Annotated in this window: 30 protein-coding genes; 16 read left to right on the forward strand and 14 right to left on the reverse strand. The window is 72.8% G+C overall.

The window, feature by feature from the left end; translation table 11 throughout:
• Positions 1-9: 9 nt before the first annotated feature.
• Complete coding sequence (locus tag C0010_RS00280) at positions 10-447, forward strand: VOC family protein (RefSeq protein ID WP_105565074.1); 438 nt, start codon at positions 10-12, stop codon at positions 445-447.
• A 12-nt stretch (positions 448-459) separates the two neighbouring features.
• Here the strand turns inward: C0010_RS00280 and C0010_RS00285 are convergent, their stop codons facing one another.
• The 3 genes from C0010_RS00285 to C0010_RS00295 form a co-directional block, all read right to left on the reverse strand.
• Positions 460-1,155, reverse strand: coding sequence for an SDR family oxidoreductase (locus C0010_RS00285; protein WP_105565075.1), 696 nt, complete (start codon positions 1,153-1,155; stop codon positions 460-462).
• A gap of 56 nt (positions 1,156-1,211) precedes the next feature.
• Complete coding sequence (locus C0010_RS00290; RefSeq protein ID WP_105565076.1) at positions 1,212-2,375, reverse strand: MFS transporter; 1,164 nt, start codon at positions 2,373-2,375, stop codon at positions 1,212-1,214.
• Between the two features lie 69 nt (positions 2,376-2,444).
• A complete protein-coding gene (locus C0010_RS00295) occupies positions 2,445-2,663 on the reverse strand; it encodes an SCO4848 family membrane protein (protein WP_174150313.1) in 219 nt (72 codons plus the stop codon).
• Positions 2,664-2,819: 156 nt separating this feature from the next.
• Between C0010_RS00295 and C0010_RS00300 the strand changes: the two genes are divergently transcribed.
• Positions 2,820-3,176 (forward strand): DMT family transporter, encoded by a 357-nt coding sequence (locus C0010_RS00300; protein ID WP_105565078.1) that lies wholly within the window; start codon positions 2,820-2,822, stop codon positions 3,174-3,176.
• Entirely contained in the window at positions 3,173-3,496 is a 324-nt protein-coding gene (locus C0010_RS00305) for a DMT family transporter (protein ID WP_105565079.1), read from the forward strand. Before C0010_RS00300 ends, C0010_RS00305 begins: the two co-directional genes overlap by 4 nt.
• Positions 3,497-3,532: 36 nt before the next feature.
• Here C0010_RS00305 and C0010_RS00310 read toward each other — a convergent pair whose 3' ends face one another.
• From C0010_RS00310 to C0010_RS00330, 5 genes are all read right to left on the reverse strand, one after another.
• Complete coding sequence (locus C0010_RS00310; RefSeq protein ID WP_174150315.1) at positions 3,533-4,057, reverse strand: type II toxin-antitoxin system PemK/MazF family toxin; 525 nt, start codon at positions 4,055-4,057, stop codon at positions 3,533-3,535.
• 117 nt (positions 4,058-4,174) lie between these two features.
• Positions 4,175-4,471 (reverse strand): hypothetical protein, encoded by a 297-nt coding sequence (locus tag C0010_RS00315; protein WP_105565081.1) that lies wholly within the window; start codon positions 4,469-4,471, stop codon positions 4,175-4,177.
• Between the two features lie 40 nt (positions 4,472-4,511).
• Positions 4,512-5,561 (reverse strand): NAD(P)-dependent alcohol dehydrogenase, encoded by a 1,050-nt coding sequence (locus C0010_RS00320; protein WP_105565082.1) that lies wholly within the window; start codon positions 5,559-5,561, stop codon positions 4,512-4,514.
• 19 nt (positions 5,562-5,580) lie between these two features.
• Positions 5,581-6,096, reverse strand: a complete 516-nt coding sequence (locus C0010_RS00325) for a hypothetical protein (RefSeq protein WP_232531649.1) — start codon at positions 6,094-6,096, stop codon at positions 5,581-5,583.
• Positions 6,097-6,158: 62 nt separating this feature from the next.
• Positions 6,159-6,842: an NUDIX hydrolase gene (locus tag C0010_RS00330; RefSeq protein ID WP_105565084.1), complete on the reverse strand. Its 684-nt coding sequence runs from the start codon at positions 6,840-6,842 to the stop codon at positions 6,159-6,161.
• A gap of 61 nt (positions 6,843-6,903) precedes the next feature.
• On the opposite strand from C0010_RS00330, the gene C0010_RS00335 reads away from it, so the two are divergent.
• Genes C0010_RS00335 through C0010_RS00345 form a run of 3 tightly spaced genes read left to right on the forward strand, consistent with a single transcriptional unit; the run spans position 6,904 to position 10,159 of the window.
• The gene (locus C0010_RS00335) at positions 6,904-9,210 is read left to right on the forward strand and encodes an FdhF/YdeP family oxidoreductase (protein ID WP_105565085.1); all 2,307 of its coding nucleotides are present in this window, start codon (positions 6,904-6,906) and stop codon (positions 9,208-9,210) included.
• Positions 9,207-9,734 carry a MogA/MoaB family molybdenum cofactor biosynthesis protein gene (locus C0010_RS00340; protein WP_105565086.1) on the forward strand — a complete coding sequence of 176 codons (528 nt, stop codon included), beginning with the start codon at positions 9,207-9,209 and terminating at the stop codon, positions 9,732-9,734. Before C0010_RS00335 ends, C0010_RS00340 begins: the two co-directional genes overlap by 4 nt.
• The gene (locus tag C0010_RS00345; protein ID WP_105565087.1) at positions 9,731-10,159 is read left to right on the forward strand and encodes a molybdenum cofactor biosynthesis protein MoaE; all 429 of its coding nucleotides are present in this window, start codon (positions 9,731-9,733) and stop codon (positions 10,157-10,159) included. Before C0010_RS00340 ends, C0010_RS00345 begins: the two co-directional genes overlap by 4 nt.
• A gap of 30 nt (positions 10,160-10,189) precedes the next feature.
• On the opposite strand, the gene C0010_RS00350 is transcribed toward C0010_RS00345, so the two are convergent.
• From C0010_RS00350 to moaC, 4 genes are read right to left on the reverse strand one after another with little or no spacing between them, the layout of a single operon-like run.
• Positions 10,190-10,423: a MoaD/ThiS family protein gene (locus C0010_RS00350; protein ID WP_105565088.1), complete on the reverse strand. Its 234-nt coding sequence runs from the start codon at positions 10,421-10,423 to the stop codon at positions 10,190-10,192.
• Entirely contained in the window at positions 10,420-10,707 is a 288-nt protein-coding gene (locus tag C0010_RS00355; RefSeq protein WP_105565524.1) for a DUF6457 domain-containing protein, read from the reverse strand. The genes C0010_RS00350 and C0010_RS00355 overlap by 4 nt, the downstream gene beginning before the upstream one ends.
• Before the next feature lie 5 nt (positions 10,708-10,712).
• Positions 10,713-11,318, reverse strand: a complete 606-nt coding sequence (gene mobA / locus C0010_RS00360) for a molybdenum cofactor guanylyltransferase (RefSeq protein WP_105565089.1) — start codon at positions 11,316-11,318, stop codon at positions 10,713-10,715.
• Positions 11,315-11,794 (reverse strand): cyclic pyranopterin monophosphate synthase MoaC, encoded by a 480-nt coding sequence (gene moaC, locus C0010_RS00365; protein WP_105565525.1) that lies wholly within the window; start codon positions 11,792-11,794, stop codon positions 11,315-11,317. The genes mobA and moaC overlap by 4 nt, the downstream gene beginning before the upstream one ends.
• A gap of 65 nt (positions 11,795-11,859) precedes the next feature.
• Here moaC and C0010_RS00370 point away from each other — a divergent pair, with 65 nt between their 5' ends.
• From C0010_RS00370 to C0010_RS00405, 8 genes are all read left to right on the forward strand, one after another.
• On the forward strand, positions 11,860-13,011 hold the full coding sequence (locus C0010_RS00370) for a ThiF family adenylyltransferase (protein ID WP_105565090.1): 1,152 nt from the start codon (positions 11,860-11,862) through the stop codon (positions 13,009-13,011).
• Positions 13,008-14,237 (forward strand): molybdopterin molybdotransferase MoeA, encoded by a 1,230-nt coding sequence (locus tag C0010_RS00375; RefSeq protein ID WP_105565091.1) that lies wholly within the window; start codon positions 13,008-13,010, stop codon positions 14,235-14,237. The genes C0010_RS00370 and C0010_RS00375 overlap by 4 nt, the downstream gene beginning before the upstream one ends.
• A gap of 82 nt (positions 14,238-14,319) precedes the next feature.
• Entirely contained in the window at positions 14,320-15,153 is an 834-nt protein-coding gene (locus C0010_RS00380) for a molybdate ABC transporter permease subunit (RefSeq protein WP_105565092.1), read from the forward strand.
• The gene (locus C0010_RS15190) at positions 15,150-16,424 is read left to right on the forward strand and encodes an ATP-binding cassette domain-containing protein (protein WP_105565093.1); all 1,275 of its coding nucleotides are present in this window, start codon (positions 15,150-15,152) and stop codon (positions 16,422-16,424) included. The genes C0010_RS00380 and C0010_RS15190 overlap by 4 nt, the downstream gene beginning before the upstream one ends.
• A 26-nt stretch (positions 16,425-16,450) precedes the next feature.
• Positions 16,451-17,530, forward strand: coding sequence for a GTP 3',8-cyclase MoaA (gene moaA, locus C0010_RS00390; RefSeq protein WP_232531650.1), 1,080 nt, complete (start codon positions 16,451-16,453; stop codon positions 17,528-17,530).
• A gap of 1 nt (position 17,531) precedes the next feature.
• Positions 17,532-18,413: a formate dehydrogenase accessory sulfurtransferase FdhD gene (gene fdhD / locus C0010_RS00395; RefSeq protein WP_105565095.1), complete on the forward strand. Its 882-nt coding sequence runs from the start codon at positions 17,532-17,534 to the stop codon at positions 18,411-18,413.
• A gap of 77 nt (positions 18,414-18,490) precedes the next feature.
• A complete protein-coding gene (locus C0010_RS00400; RefSeq protein ID WP_105565096.1) occupies positions 18,491-19,399 on the forward strand; it encodes a DUF2268 domain-containing putative Zn-dependent protease in 909 nt (302 codons plus the stop codon).
• Positions 19,400-19,425: 26 nt separating this feature from the next.
• Positions 19,426-20,196 carry a MerR family transcriptional regulator gene (locus C0010_RS00405; RefSeq protein ID WP_105565097.1) on the forward strand — a complete coding sequence of 257 codons (771 nt, stop codon included), beginning with the start codon at positions 19,426-19,428 and terminating at the stop codon, positions 20,194-20,196.
• On the opposite strand, the gene C0010_RS00410 is transcribed toward C0010_RS00405, so the two are convergent.
• Positions 20,184-21,104 (reverse strand): 3-methyladenine DNA glycosylase, encoded by a 921-nt coding sequence (locus C0010_RS00410; RefSeq protein WP_174150317.1) that lies wholly within the window; start codon positions 21,102-21,104, stop codon positions 20,184-20,186. The genes C0010_RS00405 and C0010_RS00410 overlap by 13 nt on opposite strands.
• Positions 21,101-22,378, reverse strand: coding sequence for a M18 family aminopeptidase (locus C0010_RS00415; protein WP_105565098.1), 1,278 nt, complete (start codon positions 22,376-22,378; stop codon positions 21,101-21,103). The genes C0010_RS00410 and C0010_RS00415 overlap by 4 nt, the downstream gene beginning before the upstream one ends.
• Before the next feature lie 83 nt (positions 22,379-22,461).
• Here C0010_RS00415 and C0010_RS00420 point away from each other — a divergent pair, with 83 nt between their 5' ends.
• A complete protein-coding gene (locus C0010_RS00420) occupies positions 22,462-24,207 on the forward strand; it encodes a DEAD/DEAH box helicase (protein WP_105565099.1) in 1,746 nt (581 codons plus the stop codon).
• Positions 24,208-24,298: 91 nt separating this feature from the next.
• On the forward strand, positions 24,299-25,390 hold the full coding sequence (locus tag C0010_RS00425; RefSeq protein ID WP_232531651.1) for a VIT1/CCC1 transporter family protein: 1,092 nt from the start codon (positions 24,299-24,301) through the stop codon (positions 25,388-25,390).
• The last annotated feature ends 102 nt before the right edge of the window (positions 25,391-25,492 follow it).

Here is a 25,492-nt window from a genome sequence, read left to right on the forward strand (position 1 = left end):
CCTCGCCGCATGGGCATCCGGATGGACAACGTCGGAATCGTGGTCGAGGACCTGACGATCGCGATCGACTTCTTCCGCGAGCTGGGCCTCGAGCTCGAGGGCCGCGCCGTGGCCGAGGGGGAGTGGGCCGGGCGCGTCACGGGGCTCGGAGACCAGCGCGTCGAGGTCGCGATGATGCGCACGCCCGACGGGCACGGCAGGCTCGAGCTCTCGCGGTTCCTCGAACCCACCGTCGTGGCGGACAACCGCCGGGCGCCGGTGAATGCGCTCGGCTACCTTCGGGTGATGTTCGAGGTCGACGACATCGACGATACCCTCGCCCGGTTGCGGCCCTACGGTGCGGAGCTCGTCGGTCCGGAGGTCGTGCAGTACGAGGACGTCTACCGGCTCTGTTACATCCGGGGCCCCGAGGGCGTTCTGATCGGTCTCGCCCAGAGCATCGGCTGAGGCCGCGCGGGCTCAGAGCCGGGCGATCTCCTGGCGCGGCCGCACCGGGAGATCGGTGATGTGCACGTCGGCCGGCGCGTCGATGACGAACCGGACCGCCGCGGCGACCGAGTCGGGGCGGACGTAGCGATCGGGGGTGTACGACGCCTCGGGCACCATGGCCCGCAGCATCTCGGTGTCCGTCTGGCCGGGCGACACCGTCGCGACGCGCACGCGATGCGGCTCCTCGTCGATGCGGAGCGTATCGGCGAGGCCCTTGAGCGCGTGCTTGCTCGCGGCGTAGACGGCGCTCCCCGGCACGGGCCGCGTGCTCGCGCCCGAACCGATGAAGACGACGGTGCCGGAGGAGCGCCTGAGCGCCGGCAGCGCCGCCCTGGTGAGCAGCGCGGGCGCGGTGACGTTGATCGCGAAGTGAGCGTCCCACTCCTCGCGCGTGGCTTCCGCGACCGCGAGCGGGTGGGCGATGGCGGCCACGTGCGCCAGGACATCCACGCGGTCGAGCGCAGCGATGCGCTCGGCGAGGGCCTCGGGCTCGGCGATGTCCGCGGCCCACGTGTCGGCACCGGTCGACTCAGCGAGCTCGGCGAGGCGCTCGGTGTTCCTGCCGACGGCGATCACGTGGTGATCGGCGGCCAGATCGCGCACGATCTCGCGGCCCATGCCGCCCGTGGCCCCCGTGACGATAGCGACGGGTGCGTTTGTGGTCATCCGGTCTGGTCCTTCCCGAAGCGGCTCGGTCGGGGCCAGTCTACGGTCGGCTGCGGTCAGCCGCGCTGCGGGCGCAGCTGCGTCACGAGCGCGACGAGGGAGATGCAGGCGATGCAGGTGATGGCGACCGACAGCGACGACAGCGCCGCGATGCCGCCGACGGTCGGCGCGAGCAGCACGGTCGCGACCCGCATCAGCCACCCGACTGCGGTGACGCCGGAGTGCGGGGGGATGCCGGGGATCTCGTCGGCTACGGAGAACGCCAGCGGGATCGTGATGGCACACCCCAGGCCCGCCAGCGCGAGCGCGGCGATCGTCAGCCATGCGGTCGGCGCCCACGCCGTGCCGAGCAGACCGATGAACACGAGGACGAGGCTCGTGATCAGGGCAGCGCGGCGCCCGACCGCGTCGATGAAGCGGTCGCCCGTCATGCGCCCGATGAACTGGGCACCGAGCATGATGCTCAGCCCGATGCCCGCGGACGCGGCCGGCATGCCGCGTTCGGAGCTGAGGAGGACGGCGGACCAGTTGTTGCCGATGTCTTCGACCGACATGCCGGCGAGCGCGACCAGGCCGAGAGGGGCGAGGTGCCAGAGCGCAGCGCGCCCGATCCGGCCGTGGGGCCGCTCCTCGTCAGGCGCGCCCTGGATGTCCGGCAGGAACCGGATCGCCGACAGCGTCATGCTCGCGACGCAGAGCAGCGCCCACACCGCGATGTGTGCCACGAGCGGGACGCCGAGCGTCGCGGCCAGCGCGCCGACCGCGCCGCCGGTGGCCGCGCCGATGCTCCACCCGCCGTGCATCGAGTTGAGGAGGGAGCGCCCGTAGGCCGCCTGGACGCGCAGGCCCTGCGCGTTCTGAGCCACGTCGACGACGGCGTCCCCCAACCCGCACAGCGCCATGCCGACGGCGAAGAGCCAGGGCTGCCCCGTGGCGACCCCGACCGCCGCCGCCGTGATCGTGACGGCGATCCAGACGGTTCCGAACGAGGCCGTCGCGCGCATGCCGAAGCGGCGCAGGATGACGCCCGGCAGGTGGAAGGAGCAGGCCGAGCCGATCATGTACGAAGCGATCAGCACGCCGAAGGCCGCGTCGCCGAGCCCGAGGAACTCCTTGACCTCGGCGTAGCGGGCGAGCAGGGTCGCCGGAAGAGCACCGTTCGTGGCGAACGCCACCATGATCGCGACGCGGGCGCGGCGCTCAACGGGGGACGGGGACATGGTGCTCCTGGTGTGATGCGGGCGAGATCGGGCGATCGCGTCGGCGCGACGCGGCGGGCGGTTCCGCGGTTACAGTGCGCCGGCGAGCGCCGCGATCGCCGCGAACAGCGACGCGGCGGCGATCACCATCGCGGCGATGAACAGGACGAGGTGCACCGTGAGGAACTTCGTGGCGCGCCCGTTCTCGTCCCGGGAGCGCGGGTCCCTGACGACGCGGCGATAGAAGTTCGGCCAGGTGAGCGCGTGGAACGCGGCATTGACGAGGAGCAGTACGGCGAGCATGACCATCAGCAGATCCTATGCGGTGCCGATGGCGGGCGAGTGACGACACCGCGTTCCGGCGGTGTTCCGGCACGGAGGTCACAGGGCGATCGCCGCGGCGGGCCGGCGTGCGCTCGGGCCCCCGTTCCGGGAGACTGGGAGCGCACGCGTGGAGGGGATCCTGTGAAGAGATGGCTGTTCCTGGCCGGAGCGATCGTCACGGAGGTCGCGGCGACGCTCTCCCTGCGGGCATCCGTCGATCATCCGGGCTGGCTCGTCCTGGTCGTCGCCGGCTACGCGTCGGCGTTCGCCCTCCTCGCCCTCACGCTGCGCGCCGGTGCCGCGCTCGGGACGGCGTACGGCACCTGGAGCGCGTGCGGCGTCGGCCTCGTCGCTCTGCTGGGCGTCGCGATCTTCGGCGAGACGCTCACCGTCGTGCAGGTGCTCGGGATCGCCCTGCTGATCGTGGGGGTCGTCGTGGTCGAGACGGGCTCGTCGCCGGCGCACGGCGCCGGTGAGCGGATCGGCGGCGGATCGTGACGTGGGTATGGCTGCTGCTGTCGATCGTCTTCGAGGTCGCGGGGACGCTGAGCCTGCGCGCTTCCGACGGGCTCCGTCGCCGGCGCTGGATCGCCCCGATCATCGCAGGGTACGCACTCGCGTTCGCCTTCCTCGGCCTCACGCTCGCGAGCGGCATGCCTGTCGGCGTCGCGTACGGAACGTGGGCCGCGGTCGGCATCGTGCTCGTGGCGACCGCCGCGCGCGCGATCTGGAAGGACCCGCTCACGAAGCGGATGCTGCGCGGCATGGGACTCATCATCGCCGGCGTGCTCCTGGTCGAGCTCGGCGCGGCGCACTGATCGGCGGCACACTGCGCCCCGGAGACCGCCGAGGCCCTACTTCACCTTCCAGCCGAAGCGCTGCTGCAGCTCGTGGGCGACGCGTGTGTACTTCTCGAGATCGAGGGTCGCGGCCTCGCGCCTCATGCCGTCGTGGTGCACGCTGTACAGCTGGTCGGTGTCGACCCACGACGGGCGTCCCTGCGAGTCCCAGGGGCCCGAGCCGATGCCGACCCTGTCGCGCCGGCCGCTGGCGTTCTTACTCGTCAGCTTGACGGCGTACACGCGGTCCGCTGATTGCCGGGCGATCACGAGCACGGGGCGGTCCTTGCCACGCCCGTCGTTCTCGGCGTACGGCACCCAGGTCCAGACGATCTCGCCCGCGCTCGGAGCCCCGTCGCGCCGCGGGGCGTAGGCGAGCCGCACGCCGCGGACTCGGCTCGGGTCGAGCTCGACCGTCGCGGTGCGTCCCCGCTGCCCGACGGCCGTGCCGGTTCCGGCGCGTTCGCGGCGACGGCCGACGCCGAAGAGGGCGGCGACACCCGCGATGATCAGGCTGGTGAGGGTGCGGCGCTGTGACACGCCCTCCAGCCTATGCCGCCGCGGTCGCAGCTCCGGGCAGCGGCGGCGCGAGGGCCGCGAACGGAGCGGGAGGCGGCGCCGCGCAGGGTGCGACCGGGCCGCCGTTTCCGTCGTGGCTCAGGGGTGCGCCTGTGCGAGGGAGGCGACGAACAGGATGCCGATCGCGCCCAGCACGAGAGCCCCGAGGATCGCGCCGATCGCCGCGAGGGCGATGCGTCGCGATCGGCCGCGCTCGTGCCGGATGATGCCGACGGCGCCCAGCGCGAGCGCGGCGACGGCCGGGGTCGCGGCGATGAGGTCCCCGATCACGGGGATGAGGAGGAAGACGCCCGCGAGGACGCCGCACGCCAGCGCGAGCGGGCCGACCGCGTCGCCGCGGTCGGCCCGCTCGGCATCATCGGAGTCGTTGGTCACGGATCGATCATGACGCACGATCCGGGCGACCTCCGACGCGTCAGGCCGCGAGCGTCGCCGTGTCGATCACGAAGCGGTACCGGACGTCGCCCGCGACGGTGCGCTCGTAGGCGTCGTTGATCTGCGAAGCGGCGATCAGCTCCGTCTCCGGCGCGATGCCGTGCTCGGCGCAGAAGTCCAGCATCTCCTGGGTCTCGCGGATCGAGCCGATGTTGCTGCCCGAGAACGACTTGCCGCCCATCACGACCGAACCCGCGTGGATCTCGAGCGCCTCCGGCGGCATGCCGACGTTGACGAGCGCTCCGTGCGGGCGGAGCGTGGCGAGGTAGGCGTCGATGTCGAACGGCACGCTGAGCGTGCTGATGACAAGGTCGAAGCTGTTGGCGAGAGCCTGCAGCGCGCCCTCCTGCCCGGTGGCGACGTGCGCGACGGCGCCGAACGCGAGCGCGTCGTCCTTCTTCGCGTCGGAGCGGGACAGCACGGTGACCTCCGCGCCCATCGCGACGGCGATCTTCACCGCCATGTGGCCGAGGCCGCCCATGCCGACGACCGCGACGCGCTTGCCGGGGCCCGCGCCCCAGCGGGCGAGCGGCGAGTACGTGGTGATGCCGGCGCACAGCAGCGGTGCGGCCTTGTCGTACGGGATCGACTCCGGCACTTTGAGCACGAAGCCGGCGTCGACGACCACGTCGGTCGAGTAGCCGCCCTGCGTGATCGTGCCGTCGACGTCCTTCGCCGCGTACGTGCCGATGTTGCCCTTCTCGCAGTAGTGCTCGTCGCCGGCGCGGCAGTAGTCGCACTCGCCGCACGAGCCCACCATGCAGCCGACGCCGACGCGGTCGCCGACGGCGTGCCCGGTCACGGCCGAACCGACGGCGGTGACCTCGCCGACGATCTCGTGGCCCACGACCTGCGGGTAGGCGATCTCGCCCCACTCGCCGCGGATGGTGTGGATGTCGCTGTGGCAGATGCCGGCGTATCGGATGGCGATGGCGACGTCGTTCTCGCCGACGTCGCGTCGGGTGATCTCGAGGGGGACCAGCTTCTCGTCGGCGCCGAACGCGCCGAATGCCTTGACTGTCGTGGGCATGATGCTCCTTCGTGATGCGTTACCCGGCGGAACCGGGTCGTGCCAGCCGCCGCGAGGGACGGTCGGGTTTCGGGAATGCCGCGCGGATCGGCGCCGACGACAGGATGACCGTCGCGGCGACGAGGAGGGCGGCGAAGACGAGCTGCTCGACGATCATCCACGTCGGGAAGAATCCGGGGATCGCCGTGAGCGCGAGCGCGATGATCGGGAACACCCGCGTGAACAGCTGCAGGCGTCGGAAGGCCCAGTACCAGCCGATCCAGGCGCGCCAGAGGAAGTAGAACAGCGACGCGGTGATGCCGAGGATGACGAGCCCGCGCACCCAGACGGGCAGGCTCACGTCGTGGCCCGCTGCGAACAGCCAGAAGACCGCGATGACCGTGCCTCCGCCGAGCAACAGGCAGACGACCAGGATGACGCCGACGATCGCAAGGGCCTTCGCGGCCCCCGGCGCGGCGGCTCCCGGTACGCGGAAGTCCCGGTCGCGCCCGCCCGCGAGGCGGTCGACGCGGCGGAACAGGGGCTCGAGCTGCACCAGACAAGCCTAACCGGGAGGGCCGCCGAGGGCGCCGAGGCCGCCCCCGCTCGCGGGCCGTGTCAGAGCTCGACGAACCGTTCAGTGTCCCACGGCTCGGCCCAGCCGAGGGCAGAGAACATTCGGTCGAGCACGCCCGCTGTGAAACCCCAGAGCAGCTGATCGCGCCCGGGGCCGACCCGCCAGCCGGGGCCGGTCATCGTCTCGCCCGCGCGGCGGATCCGGGTCGAGAACCGCTCGGCCGGGTCGAGGAGCTCCGCGACGGGCACACGGAAGACCGACGAGGACTCGCGCTCGTCGACGACTCCGACGGGAGTCGGCCGCGCCCACCAGCCGAGCACAGGCGTCACCCGGTGCGACGAGAAGGGGAGGGGCAGCTCAGGGAGCGTGCCGAGCACGTCGACGCCCGCGCGGTCGAGCCCCGTCTCCTCCACGGCCTCGCGCAGCGCGGCATCCACGACGTCGCGATCGCCGGGGTCGATGCGGCCTCCGGGGAACGCGACCTGGCCGGCGTGGGAGCGGAGCGTCTGAGCACGGGCGAGGAGCAGCACGTCCAGGTCCGTCGAGACCGCGCGGTGGGCGGCACCCCGATCGGCGGCGACGTCGTCGAGCACGCCGAAGAGCACGAGAACCGCGGCCGGTCGCGAGTCGTCGCCGAACGGGAGCGCGCCGAGCCAGTCCGAGAACAGCGCCCGGTCGTGCACGAGCGCGGCCAGCTGCTCGCGAGCCGCCTGATCATCCCCCACGCCTCGACGATACCCCCGTCGAGCAGGCCCGCGGAGGGTGCGCGAGGTTTAGCATGAGGGCATGGCGAAGAAGGCACCGACAGCGGATATCGACGAGTCGATGCTGACCGTCGGGGAGCGCAAGCGCGAGGCGGTCGGGGTCCCGGCCGTCCTGAACTCCCTCAAGATCGCTGTCGATCAGATGGGGGTCAGGCGCAGCGCGGAGACGCTCCTGCGCGTGAACCAGAAGGACGGCTTCGACTGCCCCGGCTGTGCGTGGCCCGAGACCGACAAGCGGCACGTCGCGGAGTTCTGCGAGAACGGCGCGAAGGCGGTCGCGGAGGAGGCGACGATCCGGAGAGTGGAGCCGGAGTTCTTCTCGCGGCATTCCGTCGCGGAGCTGGCCGAGCACGACGACTGGTGGCTCGGCCAGCAGGGCCGCCTCAGCGACCCGATGATCCTCGACGAGGGCGCGACCCATTACCGACCGATCTCTTGGCACGACGCGCTGCAGACCGTTGCCGACGAACTGCGCGCGCTCGACGACCCGAACGAAGCGATCTTCTACACCTCGGGCCGCGCGTCGAACGAGTCCGCGTTCCTGTACCAGCTCCTCGTGCGGGGCCTCGGCACCAACAACATGCCTGATTGCTCGAACATGTGCCACGAGTCGAGCGGTTCGGCCCTCGGCGAAACGCTCGGGATCGGCAAGGGCACGGTGTCGATCGAAGACATCCACAGGGCCGAGCTCCTGATCATCGCGGGCCAGAACCCCGGCACGAACCACCCCCGCATGCTCACGGCGCTCGAGAAGGCGAAGCAGAACGGCGCGACCATCATCGCCGTCAACCCTCTGCCGGAGGCGGGGCTGATGCACTTCAACAACCCGCAGACGCCTCGCGGCGTGGTGTTCGGCGGGACGAAGCTCGCCGATGACTTCGTGCAGATCCGCCTGGGCGGAGACCAGGCGCTGTTCCAGGCGATCGGCAAGCACCTGCTCGAGAAGGAGCAGGAATCGCCCGGCGTTGTCGACCGCTCCTTCGTCGATGCGCACACCTCGGGCTTCGACGACTACGCGACCGCCGTCGGATCGGTGCCGTGGGCCGACCTCGAGGAGGCGACGGGCCTCAGCGAAGACCGGATGCGCGGGGTCGCCGAGCGCGTCAGGGCGTCCGGATCGACGATCGTCTGCTGGGCGATGGGCCTCACGCAGCACAAGCATTCCGTCGCGACGTTGCGCGACGTCGTCAGCGTGCTTCTCCTGCAGGGGAACATCGGCAGGGAGGGCGCCGGTGTGTGCCCCGTCCGCGGCCATTCGAACGTGCAGGGCGATCGCACGGTCGGCATCTACGAGAAGCCGCCCGAGTCGTTCCTCGATGCGCTCAACGCCGAATTCGCGTTCGCCTCGCCCCGCGAGCACGGCCACGACACGGTCGCGGCGATCCGCGCGATGCAGGCGGGCGAGGCGAAGCTCTTCATGGCGCTCGGCGGCAACTTCCTGAGCGCGACGCCCGACACCGCCGCGGTCGAGGAGGGCATGCGCCGCACCCGGATGACGGTGCAGATCTCGACGAAGCTGAACCGCTCCCACGTCGTCACGGGCGCGCGGGCGGTCATCCTGCCGGTGCTCGGCCGCACCGACCGCGACACCCGCGGGGGCGGGGACCAGCGCGTCACGGTCGAGGATTCGATGGGCGCCGTGCACGCCTCGCGCGGGCGCCTCGCGCCGCCGAAGGAGGGCATGCTCAGCGAGACGGCCATCATCGCGCGTCTCGCCGGCCTCGTCTTCGCGGGGCGCGAGAACGCGCCGCGGGCCGACTGGAACGGGCTCGAGAACGACTACTCGCGCGTGCGGCACCACATCTCGCGCGTCGTCCCCGGCTTCGAGGACTACGAGAAGCGGATCGAGAAGGGCCGCACGTTCTACCTGCCGAACGGCCCCCGCGACGCGCGCGAGTTCAGGACGGCGACGGGCAAGGCGATGTTCACGGCGAACGCGCTCGAGTACCCGCACATCCCGGAGGGGCGCCTCCTGCTGCAGACGCTGCGCTCGCACGACCAGTTCAACACCACGATCTACGGCAAGGACGACCGCTACCGCGGCATCCACAACGGCCGGCGCGTCGTCCTGATCAACACCGAGGACATCGCGGAGGCGGGCTTCAGTGAGGGCGACATCGTCGACCTCGTGTCGGAGTGGGACGGCCCCGCCGGCCTGGAGGAGCGCAGGGCCGAGGAGTTCCGCCTCGTCGCGTACGACACGCCCCGCAGGAACGCCGCGGCCTACTACCCCGAGACGAACGTGCTCGTGCCGCTGGAGTCGTTCGCCGACGTCAGCGGCACCCCGACGTCGAAGGCCGTCGTCGTGCGGCTCGAGCGCCGCGCGTGACGAGCGGGGTCAGCGCCGCCGTCATCACGGTGAGCGACCGCTCGGCCGCGGGCGAGCGAGCCGATTCCGGCGGCCCGATCGCCGTCGGCGCGCTGCGCGGCGCGGGCTTCGCCTGCGCCGACGCCGCGATCGTTCCGGATGGTGCGGCCAGCGTCGAGCGTGCCCTGCGCGAGGCGATCGGCGGGGGAGCCAGGGTCGTCGTGACGACCGGCGGAACGGGGGTCGGCCCGCGCGACCTCACGCCGGAGGGGACGGCGCGCGTCATCGAGCGGGAGATCCCCGGCATCGCGGAGGAGCTGCGCCGCGCGGGGGCGCGTGCGCTGCCGGCCGGTATGCTCTCCCGAGGGCTGAGCGGGCTCGCCGCGGGAGCGCTCATCGTCAACCTGCCCGGTTCGCCGTCGGCCGTGCGCGACGGCATGGCGATCGTCCTCTCGGTCGCCGAGCACGTCGTCTCGCAACTCGACGGGGGCGACCACCCGACGCGCGGTCACCACGATCACGGACCCCAGGAGGACGCCGGATGAGCCCCGTCACGATCGCACGCATCAGCGAGGAGCCGCTCGACGTCGCCGCCCACCTCGCGGCCGTCGAGCACGCGGAGGCCGGCGCCGAGACGTCGTTCATCGGCCGCGTGCGCGACCACGACCCGGACGCATCCGGCGCCGTCGACGCGCTCGAGTACACGTCGCACCCCGACGCCGAGCGCACGCTCGGGGAGCTCGCCCGGCGCGCGGCAGAGGAGCACGGCGCCCGCGTCGCCGTGAGCCACCGCATCGGGCGGCTCGCCGTGGGCGACGCGGCCGTCGTGATCGCGGTCTCGGCGGCGCATCGGGGCGAGGCTTTCGCCGCGTGCCGTCAGGTGATCGAGGACATCAAGCGCGAGCTGCCGGTGTGGAAGCGCCAGCTCGCCTCGGACGGCAGCGCCGTCTGGAAGGGCCTCGGGGGCTGACCCCGGCCGGCGTTCGGCCGCTGGCTCGCGTCAGCCGCCGGCGAAGGGCGGCAGGACGTCGACCGTCTCCGCGCCCGTCAGCGGCGCATCGTCGTCGCGCCGGCGGCCGTCGACCAGCACGGCGCAGCGAGGCAGGATGGGCGCGAGCGCCGGGTGATCGGCGGCGAGGGCCGAGCGGAGCGCGTCGAGGGTGGGTTCCGAGCGCGCCTCCTCGGCGCGGCCGGCGGCCTCCTCGGCGGCGGCGAAGTACCTCACGGTCGTCACTGCGCGCCCTCCGGCGCCTCGGTCGCCCAGCTCTCGGCGAGCCGGGTCAGCGCCGCGACGGCCTGGGCCTGCTCGGCGGGTGACCCGCCCGCGCGGCCGGCGGCGAGGCCGGCGAGGAACGCGCTGAGCGGGGCGGCGGGGCGAGCGACCCCGTGCGCGATGTCGCGCGCGAGGTCGAGCACGAGCGGGATCGAGACGTCGCCGGCGTCGAGGCCGAGCCGCTCGCACGCCGCGAGCGTCCACTCGTCCAGCGCCTCCGGCGGAAGCGTGCGGTTCTCGGCCATGGTGATCACTCCCTCCGCGCGGCGCGCTCGCGCCCCGCGATGTCGACATCCTCCCACGTGTCGACGTCTCGGACGACCGATGCCGGGGCGGGGATCGCGGTGATCCGGATGCCGCGCAGCAGCTGCCGCAGGGAAGCGCCCCTGCCGCCGTCCGGCAGCGCCGCAGCGCCGTCGCGGATGCCCCGCGTGGGGTAGGCGCCGGCCAGCCACTGCTCCCGGCCGTCCTGGTCCGCGAGGCACAGCCCGCTCGCGGGGCCGGCGGGGGTTCGCTCGCCCAGCAGCAGCTCGAGCACCCCGTACGGGTCCGCGAGGTCGCCCGCGAGCAGCAGCACGCGTTCGGTCCTGACGTGGGGGAGCGCGGCGGCGATGCCGGCAACGGGGCCTCCGAAGGGAGGGTCCTCCCGGACGCGGGTGACGGGCGGAAGGACCCCGTCGGCCCCGTCCGGCCCCGCGACGACGATCGTCCGGCACCCCGCTTCCGCGGATGCGGACACGACGTCGTCGATCAGCCGGCTGCCTCCCACCGACATCCGGGGCTTGTCGATGCCGCCCAGCCGCGAGGCTCGCCCGCCGGCCAGCACGATCGCATCCGGTGCGGCGGGGGCCGTCATTCGCCCTCGCGCGCCCACGAACCGCTCCGACCGCCCGACTTCGCCACGATCCGCATGTCGGTCATCGCGGCGGAGCGGTCCATGCCCTTGACCATGTCGACGATCGCGAGGCCCGCGACCGTCACGGCCGTCAGCGCCTCCATCTCGACACCCGTGCGGTCGGCCGTGCGGATGGTGGCGGAGATCTCGACGCCCTCGTCGGTGATCTCCAGGTCGACGACGGCACCGTGGACGCCGATGATGTGGGCGAGCGGCAGCAGTTCTGCACACTTCTTCGCTCCCTGGATGCCCGCGATCCGGGCGACGGCGAGCACGTCGCCCTTCGGCACCGAGCCGTCGCGCAGCGCAGAGACCGTCTCGGGGGCGATCGTCACGCGCCCCTTCGCCGTTGCGGAGCGGACGGTGGGCTGCTTGGCGGTGACGTCGACCATCCGCGCGTTCCCGGCCGAGTCGAGGTGTGTGAAGTCTGCGGTCATGCCCCCCATTCTCACCCGGGCGCTCCTCCGGCCCGCGCGGTGGGCTCCCGCCATAGTCTGGAGGCATGGCCTTCCCACCGCTCGTCGAACCCGCGGCCGATCTCTCCGACCTCGAGCGCGCCCGCACGGCGCGGCACCTGGCCCTCGCCGGGTTCGGGGAGGACGCGCAGCGGCGCCTGAAGAACTCCCACGTCGCACTGATCGGCGCCGGTGGGCTCGGTTCCCCCGCGCTGCTCGCACTCGCCGCCGCCGGCGTCGGGACGATCACGGTGGTCGACGACGACGCGGTCGAGGCATCGAACCTGCAGCGACAGGTGATGCACCGGATGAGCGACGTCGGCGAGCCCAAGGCGGCCAGCGCCGTCCGCGCGGCGGCGGACTTGTCGCCGGAGACGCGGGTCGTGCCGGTGATCCGGCGCCTCGATGCGTCCAATGCGGCATCGATCCTCGCGGGCGCGGACGTCGTGCTCGACGGCGCCGACACCTTCGAGACCAGGCTCGACGTCGCCGCGGCGTGCGAGCGCCTCGGGATCCCGCTCGTGTGGGGCGTCATCCAGGAGTTCAGCGCCCAGCTCACGGTGTTCTGGTCGTCGCCGCCCGTCGGCTCGCCGGTCGTGCTGGGCGACCTGTATCCGCGGGGGAGCGCCGGCGTGGTGCCGACGTGCGCACAGGTCGGGGTCCTCGGCGCGATGTGCCTGCAGATCGGTTCCGCGATGGCGATGCAGGCGATCCTGCTGATCGCCGGCATCGGCGAGCCCCTCCTGGGGCGGCTGCAGATCTTCGACGCCCTCGGCTCGCGCTGGCGCGAGGTGCCGCTCGTCGGGGCGGCCGGCCCGCAGCCGTCGGCGCCCGCGCAAGCGCACCGGGAGCGGACACCGATCGTCTCGGTCGACGACCTGTCCGACTTCCTGACGACCCCGCTCGACGGCGGCGAACCGGATGCGCCGGCCTTCGGCGCCCTCCTCGACGTGCGTGAGGCGGCCGAGGTCGCCGAATACGACCCGTTCCCCGGCGCGGTTCACCTCCCGCTCGACGAGGTGCTCGCCGACCCCGCGGCGGCAGCGGCGCGCGTCGGCGGGGGCCGGGTCGCCGTCGTGTGCAGGGCGGGCGTGCGGTCCGCCGTTGCGTCCGAGGCGCTCCGCCGCGTGGGTGCGGACGCCCGCACGGTCGCGGGCGGCGTCCTCGCCTGGGCCGAACGCGAAGGGGCCGGCGCGTGAACTTCAGGAGCATCGCCGAGCACCGGGAGCGCGTCCTCTCCGAAGCCGTCCGCACCCCCGTCGAGACCGTCCCGCTCGCCCTCGCGGCCGGGCGGACCCTCGCCGAGCGGGTGGAGGCGCGCGTGGCGATCCCCGTCTTCGACAACTCGGCGATGGACGGCTTCGCCGTGCGGTTCGCCGATGTCGCAGGGGCCGGGCCCGATGCCCTCGTCCGGCTGCGCGTGGTCGCCGACGTGCCCGCCGGTTCCGGCGACGACCCCGCTATCCGGCCCGGCGAGGCCGCGCGGATCATGACGGGCGCGATCGTGCCGGCCGACGCCGACGCGATCGTCCCGTTCGAAGACACGCGGGGCGGGCTCGACGACTCGCTCCGCTGGGCCGATGTGACGCGGGCGCCGAAGGCCGCGGGAGCGCACATCCGGCGCCGCGGCGAGGACAAGGAGCCCGGCGATCAGATCGTGCCGGCAGGTGCCCGCCTCGGTGCGTTCGAGCTCTCCGCGGCGGCAGCCGCCGGCGTCGACGCCGTCGCGGTCGCGCGCCGGCCGCGCGTTCTCGTGCTCTCGACGGGGTCGGAGCTCGCGCGTCCCGGCGCCGAGCTCGGCCGCGGCCGGATCCCCGAGTCGAACTCCGTGCTCCTGTCGCAGCTCGCGCACGAGGCCGACGCGGAGCTCGCGGCCGTCTCGACCGTCGCCGACGACCCGAGCGCGTTCCTGCGCGCCCTCGCGGATCACACGGGTGTCGATGCCGTCATCACATCCGGCGGCGTGAGCGCCGGGGCGTACGAGGTCGTGAAGAATGCGCTCGGAGGCTCGATCGAGTTCGCGAAGGTGGCGATGCAGCCGGGGAAGCCGCAGGGGTTCGGCCGCCTGCCGTCGGGCGCCGTCCTGTTCGCGCTGCCGGGAAATCCCGTCAGCGCGGCCGTGTCGTTCGAGGCGTTCGTGCGTCCGGCGCTCCTGGCGATGCAGGGCAGGACCCGGATCGACCGCGACGCCATCCGGTTGACCGCGGCCGCCGGTTGGCGCACGCCACCGGGGCGCACCCAGTTCCTTCCGGCGGCGATCGACCGCCGCGACCCCGCCGCCTGGACCGTGTCGCCGGCGACGGCCCGCGGCTCCGGGTCGCACATCGCCGGCGGGCTCGCGGCCGCCGAGGCGTTCGCCGTGGTGCCGGCCGGTGTCGAGGAGGTGCGTGCCGGCGACGCCGTGGATGTGCTGCTGCGGTGCTGAGGCGGGGTCCTCGCCCCGCATCTTCTGAGACGCGCCGGGCGCGGATCGTGCGGAATCGGCGGCGTGTCGCCAACATGGAGGCATGAGCGAGAGACGGAGCGAAGCGGGGGGCCGCCGCGATGCCCCGCCCGGACAGCTGCCGCGCCTGCTCGTGGTTCCGGCGCTGCTGGGGATCGCGATGCTCGCGGCGCCGATCGCGGCATTCGGCTGGCGCCTGGAATGGGCGACGATCTGGTCGGATCTCACCTCGCCCGATGCCCTCGAGGCGCTGGGCCTGTCTGCCCTGACGGCCCTCACCGCGACGGCCGTGTGCCTCGTCATCGGGGTGCCGCTCGCCCTCTGGATCGTCCGTGCGCCCCGCTGGCTCGGCGGCGCTCTGCGCGCGGTCGCCGCGATCCCCCTCCTCATGCCGCCCCTCGTCGGCGGGCTCGCGCTGCTCGCGCTCCTCGGCCCGGACGGGGCTCTCGGCGGCGTGCTCGGCGAGGCGGGGGTCTCGCTGCCGTCGACGGCGGCTGCCGTCGTAGTCGCCCAGATCTTCGTCGCCCTCCCGTTCGTCGTCTTCGCCGCCGAGAACCCGCTGCGCGCCCACGGCGCGGGGCCGGAATCCGCGGCGGCCGGCCTCGGCGCCGGGCGCTGGCGCATCCTGTTCCGGGTGACGCTCCCGCTCGCGGCTCCCGGCATCGTCGTGGGGGCGGTTCTCTGCTTCGTCCGTGCGGCGGGCGAGTTCGGTGCGACGGCGCTGTTCGCCGGCGACGCGCCCGGCGCGACCCGCACGGCGCCGCTGGCCGTCTACGATGCGTTCGCGGGCTCGGGCGGCGGCCAGGGCGCGGCGGCGACGCTGGCGCTGCTGCTCATCGTCCTGGCGATCGCGACGCTCGTCCTCGTGAGGGCCTGGCGCCCCGGAGCGGTCCGATGAGCCGGGCGAAGCCGCACGCGTCGAGCAGCGCGGCCGTCGACGCCCACGTCATCGTCGACAGACGCGGCTTCCGCCTCGACGCCCGCGTGCGCGTCGAGCACGGCGAGGTCGTCGCCGTGATGGGGCCCCCCGGCGCCGGCAAGTCGACGCTGCTGAACGCGATCGCCGGCACGCTGAGGCTGTCGGGCGGATCCATCGCGTTCGACAACGACACGACGGCGACGAAGCACCGCCACGTGCGCCCGCAGAAGAGGGGCGTCGCGCTTCTCGGCGCCGACGCGCGCCTGTTCCCGCATCTGTCGGCGCGGGACAACGTCGCGTTCGGCCTGCGCGTGCGCGGCGTCGACCGCGCACACGCCAGGACTGAGGCGGACGAGTGGCTGTGGCAGGTCGGGCTCGGCGGCAGCGGAGACCACCGCCCCCGCGAGCTCTCGCCCGGCCAGCGGCAGCGCACGGCGCTCGCGCGCGCCCTCGCGGCGGCGCCGCGTGCCGTTCTCCTCGACGAGCCGATGGCCGGCCTCGAACCGGGGGAGGCCTCGGAGATCCGGGCCCTCCTGCAGGAGCAGCTGGTCGCCACGCGGGTCGCCGCGCTCGTGGTCACCCACGACGTGACGGACGCCGCGGCCCTCGGCAGGCGGCTGCTCGTCCTGGAGGGTGGGCAGATCACGCAGGAGGGCGACGCGGCCGACGTGCTGGCTCGACCGGCGACGCCCTTCGCCGCCGGCATCGCCGGCCTGAACCGCGTCGTCGGCACCGGCTCCCGCGGGGGGTGCCTCGTGAAGGCCTCGGAGGGTCCCGTCCGCATCGGCGGCGGTGACCCCGCCCTCGAGTCCCCGGCCCCGGAGCCGCACCGACCGTCGTGGCACGGCCACGAACTGCCGCACGGCTACGAGTCCACGGGCGAGGTGCCGACGGCGAGCGGGGAGGGGCAGCGCGTGACGGCGCTGTTCCGACCGAGCGACGTGACGCTGGAACTCGCGCCGGACACGTCGTGGACGGGGGCGCTCAAGCTCGCGCGCGAGGCCGAGCCGCAGCCGGGCGAATGGCTCGCCCGCGTCGTGCGGTTCGAATCCGACCCGTCGGGTGCGCGCGTCGTCACCGATCAGCCCCGCGTCATCGCCGAGATCCCGGCGGCGCGGTTGGCCGGTATGCACCTGGCACCCGGCGACCCCGTGCGCCTGTCGGTGCCGCCCGAACGCGTGCGGATCATCGCGAGCAGGCGCCGGGCCGTCACCCGGGCGACGCGCGCCGAGGCCCCGCGGGACGAGTAGCCTGGGAGGATGCACAGGAGGCGTTCGTGACGGCGGTGCCGCTCGGGGCGACGATCCCCGTCGGTGCCGGCAGGGACGCCGCGGCGCCGACGGCGTACGAGGGCGCGCTCGGCGGCCCGATCGTGGACCGCTTCGGCCGCGTGCATCGTGATCTGCGCGTGTCGCTGACCGATCGCTGCTCGCTGCGCTGCACCTACTGCATGCCGGAGCAGGGCAACGAATGGCTCGCGCGGGAGAGCATTCTCAGCGTCGACGAGATCGTCCGGGTCGCGCGGGTCGCCGCGGCGAACGGCATCTCGACGTTCCGGCTGACGGGCGGGGAACCGCTCCTGCGCCGCGACATCGCCGAGGTCGTCGGCAGGCTCGCGGAGCTGCGCACGCCCGACGGGCCCGTGAGGATCGCGATGACGACCAACGGCATCCGGCTGGGCGATCATCTCCCGGATCTCATCGACGCCGGCCTGCACCGCCTCAACATCTCGATCGACACGCTCGACCGCGAGAGGTTCCGCGATCTCACCCGGCGCGACCGCCTCGCCGACGTGCTCGAGGGCATCGAGGCCGCGGCCCGCAGCGGGCTCAAGCCGCTGAAGCTCAACACCGTCGCGATGCGCGGCGTCAACGAGGACGAGATCGTCCCCCTCGTCGAGTACGCGGCGTCCCTGGGTGCGCAGCTGCGCTTCATCGAGCAGATGCCGCTCGACGCCGGCCACACGTGGCGCCGCGAGAGCATGGTCACGCGCGAAGAGATCCTCTCCGCCCTCGCGACGCGCTGGCGGCTCGACCCGATCCCCGGCAGGGGAGGGGCGCCCGCCGAGACATGGCTGCTCGACGGCGGCCCCGCTTCCGTCGGCGTCATCGCCTCCGTCACGGCGCCGTTCTGCGGTGACTGCGACCGGATGCGCCTCACGGCCGACGGCCAGATCCGGAACTGCCTCTTCTCGAACGACGAGTACGACCTGGTGCCCCGCCTCCGCGGCGGCGGCTCCGACGACGACATCGAACGCGTGCTCCGCGCCGCGATCGCGGGCAAGCTGCCCGGCCACGCCATCAACGACCCGTCGTTCCTGCAGCCCGAGCGCGGGATGAACGCGATCGGAGGCTGACATGGGCAGGATCACGACCCGACGCCGCGTCACCCGAGTGTCGCTCGTGCACGGCGAGCGGAGCCGGCCGGACGCGCTCGCGGTCGAGGAGCCGCTCGAGATCCGCATCGCGGGCGAGCCCCTCGCCGTGACGATGCGGACGCCCGGCCACGACGTCGAGCTCGCCGCCGGCTTCCTGGTCGCGGAGGGCGTCGTGCGCGCCGGAGCAGACTTCCGCGCTGCGATCCACTGCGGCGGGCCGGGCACGGAGGGTCTGACCGCGTCCGTCGGGGTGCTGCAGATGGCGGAGAACACGTACAACGTGCTCGACGTCGCGCTCGCGCCCGGCGTCGAGCCGCCGAGCAGCGACCTCGCCCGCAACTTCTACACCACGAGTTCGTGCGGGCTGTGCGGCAAGGCGTCGATCGACGCGGTCCGCACGGAATCCGCCCACGACGTGGCCGGCGATGCGTTCGTGCTCGACGCCGGCATCCTGGCCGGCTTCCCCGACGAGCTCCGCGCCCACCAGGACGCCTTCGACAAGACGGGCGGCCTGCACGCCGCCGGCCTGTTCGACGCCCGCACGGGTGGGCTGATCGTGCTCCGCGAGGACGTCGGGCGGCACAACGCGGTCGACAAGGTCGTCGGCTGGGCCGTGCAGAACGACCGCCTGCCGCTGCGCGGCACCGTGCTGATGGTGTCCGGGCGAGCCAGCTTCGAGCTCGTGCAGAAGGCCCTCATGGCCGGCATCCCGGCGCTCGCGGCCGTGTCGGCGCCCTCGTCGCTCGCCGCGGAACTGGCGGAGGAGGCGGGCCTCACCCTCGTCGGCTTCCTGCGGGGAGACACGATGAACGTGTACGCGGGGCACGACCGCATCCGGGTGCCGGAGGCCTCGCGGGCCTGAGCGCGCCGATGACCACCGAGGCCTGTGCTCCGGCGGCGGTTGAGCTTGCCCCTGCGTCAAGGTTTAGCGTCGGTGCCATGAACGTCTCAGTGATCGACAGCGCTTCCGCCATGAGGCGGATACTGGATGCGGCCCCCGAACTCCGCGAGGATCTCGTGCGCGAGATGTGGGAACCGATGGCGGGGATGTATCGCTTCATCCCCGGGGGAATGGACATGGCGGCTGCGCACCGCCAGAACTTCGGCTTCGCCTGGGAGCGCCCCTCGAACGAGCTGCGCGACGCCGCAGCGCGGCTGGAGAGCGCGCAGGCCGGGACCCGCATCGCCGACGCACTCCGGCGGGGAGCGGACGTCTTGGAACACGCAGATCCGAGCGTGACCGTGCCCGACGTGACGGTGCTGCTCCTGCTCGGGGATCCGGCGAACGACCACTTCATCAACGAGGTTCAGGGCCTGTCGGGGTTCGGCGGCATCAGCGGATACATCGTCATCACCGTGTGGCCGACGGCGCGCGTCCTCGATCGCCTCGAAGCGATCGCGGTTCACGAACTCCATCACAACGTCCGCTACTCACCGGGAGGGGTCGTGTGGGACCCGGCGACGGTGACCGTCGGGGAGCACGTCGTGTCTGAGGGCCTCGCCGACGCCTTCGCGAGCGAGCTCTACGGTGACGCGGGGCGCACCCATTTCGTCGACGAGGCGACCCGCACCGACGACCGTGTCCTGGCGAAGGTGGCGAGCGGACTCGACGTCACGGGGATGCAGGACTTCGCCGGTTGGGTCCTCGGGGACGCCACGGCGGAGCTGTTCGGCGGGGCGCCGGTCGGCCTGCCGACCGGCGCAGGCTACGCCGCCGGGGCCCGCTTGTTCGCCGCATACGCTGAGGCGGAGGGCGTCACCGCGGCGGAGAGCGTCCGCACGCCGGCGACCGATATCCTTCTGTGTGCACTGCCCCGCCTCGGCCTCGAGGATGCACGACGGGGCTGATCACCGAGACGCCGCGAGAGAGCACGATGGAATGGACCGTCAGGGAGCTGGCTGATCGCGCGGGGATCAGCGGCCGCACGCTGCGTCACTACCATCGCATCGGGCTGCTCGGACCGGACCGCATCGGTGCGAACGGCTATCGCTACTACGGGGCGGCAGCCGTCGCGCGCCTCCAGCGGATCCTCCTCCTTCGCGACACCGGCATGGCATTGGCGGATATCGCCGCCGTGCTCGAAGCGCAGGAGTCCCAGAGCGCCGAGGTCGAGGCGCTCACGCGCCATCTGGATCAGCTGGCGGACGACCGGGAGAAGCTGGATCGCCGCATCGCCGCGGTGCGGCACACGCTCCGGATGCGGGCCGAGGGGCTGGAGCCCCGGATGGATGTGATGCTGCAGGGGTTCAACGACCGCTACGAGTCCGAGGTCGTCGAACGCTGGGGTCGGGAGGCGTTCGACGCGTCGAACCAGTGGTGGCACGGCAAATCGGTTCGCGAGCAGCGCGAGTGGAAGGCCGTCGCCGAGGCGCTCCTCGCGCGCTGGCGGGAGCTCCAGGAGGAGGGCGAGGAAGCCGACTCGGCCGCCGCTCGACACCATGCGTCGGTGCACGTCGCGTGGTTCGCCGAGATCCCGGGAACGCCGACGCACGCCGGGGATGCGGAGAGATCAGCGGCGATGCTCAGGGGGATCGCCGACCAGTACGAGTCCGATCCGAGCTTCCACGCGATGTTCGGCAGCGAGCCGGCGGCGCGGTTGGCCGCCGATGCTCTTCGGGCCTACGTGCGCCGTCAGCCGCTCTGAGGCGCCAGGAGCTCGGCCGCCGCCGGCTCCGGCACCCGCGCGAGCGCCGCGTCGAGCACCCGCTCGCGCAGGCGGTTGCTGCGGTCGGCGAAGGCGCGCTGGCGCCGCACATAATCCGCCTTGCCCTCGGTGGTCTCGATCCGGACGGGCTCGAAGCCCCACGCCGTCAGGTCGTAGGGCGCGGCCTCCATGTCGAGGCAGCGGATATCGGCGGCCAGCTCGAAGCAGTCGAGCAACAGCTCGCCCGGAACGAGCGGGCCGAGCTTGATCGCCCACTTGTAGACATCCATGCCAGCGTGCAGGCAGCCGGGCTGGTCGAGCTCCGGCTGCGATTCCCGCGTAGGCCGCGTCCGGTTCAGGGGCTCGGCCTCGGGGGTGAAGAAGCGGAAGGCGTCGTAGTGCGTGCAGCGCAGCTCGTGCGACTCGACGACGGCGTCGGTGCCCGCCTGCCCGAGCCGGAGCGGTTGCGGGTGGCGGTGCTCCTCGTCGCGGTAGACCATCGCCCACTCGTGCAGTCCGAAGCAGTCGAACAGTCCCGGCCGCGAGGCGGTGCGGGCGAGCATCACCCTGATCAGCCGGACGAGCCGGTCGTTGCGCGCGACGAAGCCCTCGACATCCGGCGCCAGGGAGCCCGAGTCGGAGCCGGCGCGGTACCAGCGCCAGCCGGACCGCTCCGTGTCGGCGGCACCGGCGAGCTCGACGCCCGCACCGGGGTGCCAGCGCCGCAGCACCTTCGGCTTGTACGAGTAGTACTGGAACAGGAAGTCCCAGACAGGGTGCTTCTCACCGCGGCCGGCGCGCTCGCGGTGGCCGGCCGTGAGCGCGTCGGTGCGCGCGTGATGGGCCGCCTCGAGCCCGCGCCACTCGTCGGGCTCGAGGCGCACGATGCGCGCCGCGGCCGCCGTCACGCCGTCAGGACCTCCGCCATCGCGCGCGAGAGGTGCCACGGGTCGGCGACGGCCGTGAGCTCGCGCGCCGAGTGCATGGACAGGATCGGCACGCCGACGTCCACCGTCCGGATGCCCAGGCGCGTCGCCGAGATCGGCCCGATCGTCGAGCCGCACGGCACCTGATTGTTCGAGACGAACTCCTGCGAGGGCACACCGGCCCGCGCGCACGCCGCGTTCCACGCCGCCGCGCCGTGCGCGTCGGTCGCGTAGCGCTGGTTCCCGTTGATCTTGAGGATCGGGCCGGAGCCTGCCATGGGCTGGTTAGCGGGGTCGTGCTTCTCGGCGTAGTTCGGGTGCACAGAGTGGCCGACGTCGCTCGAGACGTGGAGGGACGAGGCGAACGCGCGCGACCTCTGCTCGGCCGTCGCACCCAGCGCCGCGGCGATCCGGTTCAGGACCTCCTCGTGGAAGGGGCCGGCCGCGCCGGAGCGGGATGCGCTGCCGATCTCCTCGTGGTCGAAGGCGGCGAACATGGCGATGGATTCGGTCGGCTCCGCGTCGAGGATGGCGACGAGACCGGCGTGCGTCGAGAGCAGGTTGTCGAGCCGGCCCGACGCGAACAGCTGCTCGCCCGCGCCGAATACGCGCGGCGGCTGCGTGTCGGCGACCACGACGTCGTAGCCGCCGATCTCGGCGGGGGAGACGCCCGCTTCGCCCGCGAGCACCGCGAGGATGTCCGCCGACTCGGCATCGCCGAAGCCCCAGACGGGCGCGGTGTGGCGCTGCTTGTCGAGCGTGAAGCCCTCGTTCGCGCCCCTGTCGAGGTGGATCGCGAGCTGCGGGATGCGCACGAGAGGTCCGGTGCGGACGATGTGCTCCGCACCGTCGGACGTGACGATGCGGCCGGCCAGTTCGAGCTCGCGGTCGAGCCAGGAGCTCAGCAGCGGCCCGCCGTAGACCTCGACGCCGAGCTGCCACCAGCCGCCGGCGCCGATGGTGGTCGGCTTCGGCTTGAGCTTGAAGCCGGGGGAGTCGGTGTGCGCGCCGACGATCGCGAAGGGCGTCAGAGGGCCCGCGGCATCCGGAACTGCGAAGGCGATCACGGAGCCGTCGCGGCGCACGACGTAGCGGCCGCCGGGCGCGATGCGCCACTCGTCGCGCTCGTCGAGCGCCGTGAAGCCGGCGCCCGTCAGCCGCCGCTCCGCCTCGGCCGCCGCGTGGTACGACGACGGCGATGCCGTCACGAAGGCTGCGAGGTCGTCGATGTGGGTGCGCGCGTCGTCGAAGGTCATCCGTCGATTATCTCCCGCGCACATGCGCGCCGGGGCCGATGCCGTCCAGCCCCGATGTCGGTGCGCTGAATTATCGTTGACGGGTGCTGTCACCGTCCTATCCGCAGAGAGCCCCGTGGGGCACCGCCGAGAACCTCAGGGCCTGGCAGCGCGAGGCGATGGAGGCGTACGACAGGGCGGACAAGCGCGATTTCCTCGTGGCCGCCACGCCGGGCGCCGGCAAGACGACGTTCGCGCTGACCATGGCGCGCAAGCTCCGCAGCGAGGACGTCATCGACCGCGTCATCGTCGTCGCGCCGACCGAGCACCTGAAGACGCAGTGGGCCGACGCGGCCGCTCGCGCCCACATCCGGCTCGACCCGAACTTCCGCAACAGCGACGTGGCGCCCGGCCGCCACTACGCCGGCGTCGTCGTCACGTATGCGCAGGTCGCCGCGAAGGCGTACGTGCATCGGCAGCTCACGGAGCAGGGCCGCACGCTCGTGATCCTCGACGAGGTGCACCACGGCGGCGACGCACTCAGCTGGGGCGACGCCGTTCGCGAGGCGTACGCCCCGGCGACGCGTCGGCTGATGCTCTCCGGCACGCCGTTCCGCAGTGACGACGCGCCCATCCCGTTCGTCGACTACGCGCCCGATCCGAAGGGCGGCCAGGTCTCGATCACCGACTACAACTACGGCTACGGCCGCGCGCTCGCCGACGGCGTCGTGCGACCCGTGCTGTTCCACGTCTACGCCGGACAGATGGCGTGGCGCACGAAGGCGGGCGACGAGGTCGAGGCCCAGCTCGGCCAGGACAACGTGAAGGACGTCACGTCGCAGGCCTGGCGCACGGCGCTCGACCCGAACGGCGAGTGGATGAGCCAGATCCTGCGCTCCGCTGACGCGCGGCTGAGCGAGATCCGGCATCACGTGCCCGACGCAGGAGGGCTCGTGCTCGCGACCGATCAGACGGCCGCACGCGCCTACGCGCGCCTGCTCCTGTCGATCACGGGGCGCCGCGCGACCGTCGTGCTCTCCGATGACAAGGAGGCGTCCCGGCGCATCGAGGACTTCTCTGCGTCCGACGACCGCTGGATGGTCGCGGTGCGCATGGTGTCGGAGGGCGTCGATGTGCCGCGCCTCGCCGTCGGCGTGTACGCGACGAGCTCGTCTACCCCGCTGTTCTTCGCACAGGCGATCGGCCGCTTCGTGCGCGCCAGGCGCCGGGGCGAGGCCGCCAGCGTCTTCCTGCCCCAGGTGCCGCAGCTGACGAGCCTCGCGAGCGAGATGGAGCGGGAACGCGACCACGTCATCGGCCGCGGCGAGAAGGACGGCGACGGCCTCGACGACTCCCTCCTCGATGCCGCGGAGCGCGAGGAGAAGGCGTCGGACGAGCTCGAGCAGGACGAGGGCAAGTTCGAGGCCATCAGCTCGGTTGCCCACTTCGACAAGGTCGTCTTCGACGGCAAGGAGTTCGGCCAGCTCGCGGTGCCCGGCACCGACGAGGAACAGGAGTTCATCGGCATCCCCGGTCTGCTCGAGCCGGAGCACGTGCACGACCTGCTCATGCAGCGCACCGCCAATCAGGCGAAGCACCGCACGCGCAGGGAGGCCGCGGAGCAGGCCAGCGGTGAGAGCGCGCTCCCCGAGCCGATGCACCGCACGCTGAAGGAGCAGCGCCAGCTGCTGAACAACCTCGTCGGCCTCTATTCGCGCCAATCGGGGATGCCGCACGGCCAGATCCACTCGGAACTGCGTCGGACCTGCGGCGGCCCCGCCGTGGCGCAGGCGACCGTCGCGCAGCTCCAGAAGCGCATCCAGAACCTGAGGCGCAAGGTCCGCTCCTGAGCCCCGCGGCGGGCCGCTTCGGGGGCCCGAAATGCTGTCAAAGCGTCTCCCGGCGCCGGCCCTGCGGCGCCCGGCCGATAGCGTTGATGCAGTGAACGACACGCAGTTCCTGACCCCGAGCGAGCCGACGGCCGCCGACCGGCGCCGGTGGGCGCAGTACATCGCGGACGAGCGCGCCGAGGCCGCCGTCTACCGCCGCTTGGCGCGCAAGCGCGACGGCGAAGACCGCGAGATCCTGCTGCAGCTCGAGGAGGCCGAGAAGCGCCACGAGCGCCACTGGATCGATCTGCTCGGCGGCGAGCCGGCGAAGCTGCCGAAGGCCGGCCTGCGCGACCGGTTCACGGGGTGGATGGCGGGAAGGTTCGACTCCGTCTTCACACTCGCGATGGCGCAGCAGGCCGAGGCGCGCTCGCCCTACGATGCCGACCCGTGGGCGACGCCCGCCATGCGCGCCGATGAGAAGATCCACCACGAGGTGGTGCGCGGGCTCGCGGCGAAGAGCCGCCGCAAGCTCTCCGGCACGTTCAGGGCCGCGGTCTTCGGGGCGAACGACGGTCTCGTGAGCAACCTCGCCCTCGTCATGGGCATCGGTGCCACGGGGGCGGCGCCGCAGTTCGTCCTGTTCAGCGGCATCGCGGGCCTGTTGGCCGGGGCGCTGTCGATGGGAGCGGGGGAGTACGTCTCGGTGCGCAGCCAGCGCGAACTGCTCGAGGCGACCGAGCCGAGCGACTTCGCCCACGCGAGCCTGCCCGACCTCGACATCGATGCCAACGAGCTCGCCCTCGTCTTCCGCACCCGAGGCATCCCGGCGGACGAGGCCATGGCGCGCGCACGCCGGGTGATCGATGAGGCGAACCTGGGCCGGCTGCCGAAGCGCCGACCCCACGGCGACGATCACGAGGTCGTCGGCGGTGCGTTCCGCGCGGCGATCTCGAGCTTCCTGCTGTTCGCATCCGGCGCCATCATCCCCGTCCTGCCGTGGCTGTTCGGACTCGCCGGCCTGCCGGCCGTGATCGTTGCGCTCGTCCTGGTCGGCATCGCGCTGAGCGCGACGGGCGCGCTCGTCGGGCTGCTCTCCGGCGCGTCGCCGCTCCCGCGCGCGCTGCGCCAGCTCGCCATCGGGTTCGGCGCCGCGGCGGTGACATACGGGCTGGGCCTCCTGTTCGGCGTCGACGTCGGTTAGGGCGCCCGCCACGCCCGAGACGCGCCGCGATTCGTCGCGCCACAGCCGAGGTGGTAATGTTTTCTCTTGGTTCGGAAAGCGATCCGAGAGGGTCTCCGGGCC

The organism is Microbacterium halophytorum (genome assembly GCF_002970975.1).
Lineage (GTDB): Bacteria > Actinomycetota > Actinomycetes > Actinomycetales > Microbacteriaceae > Microbacterium > Microbacterium halophytorum.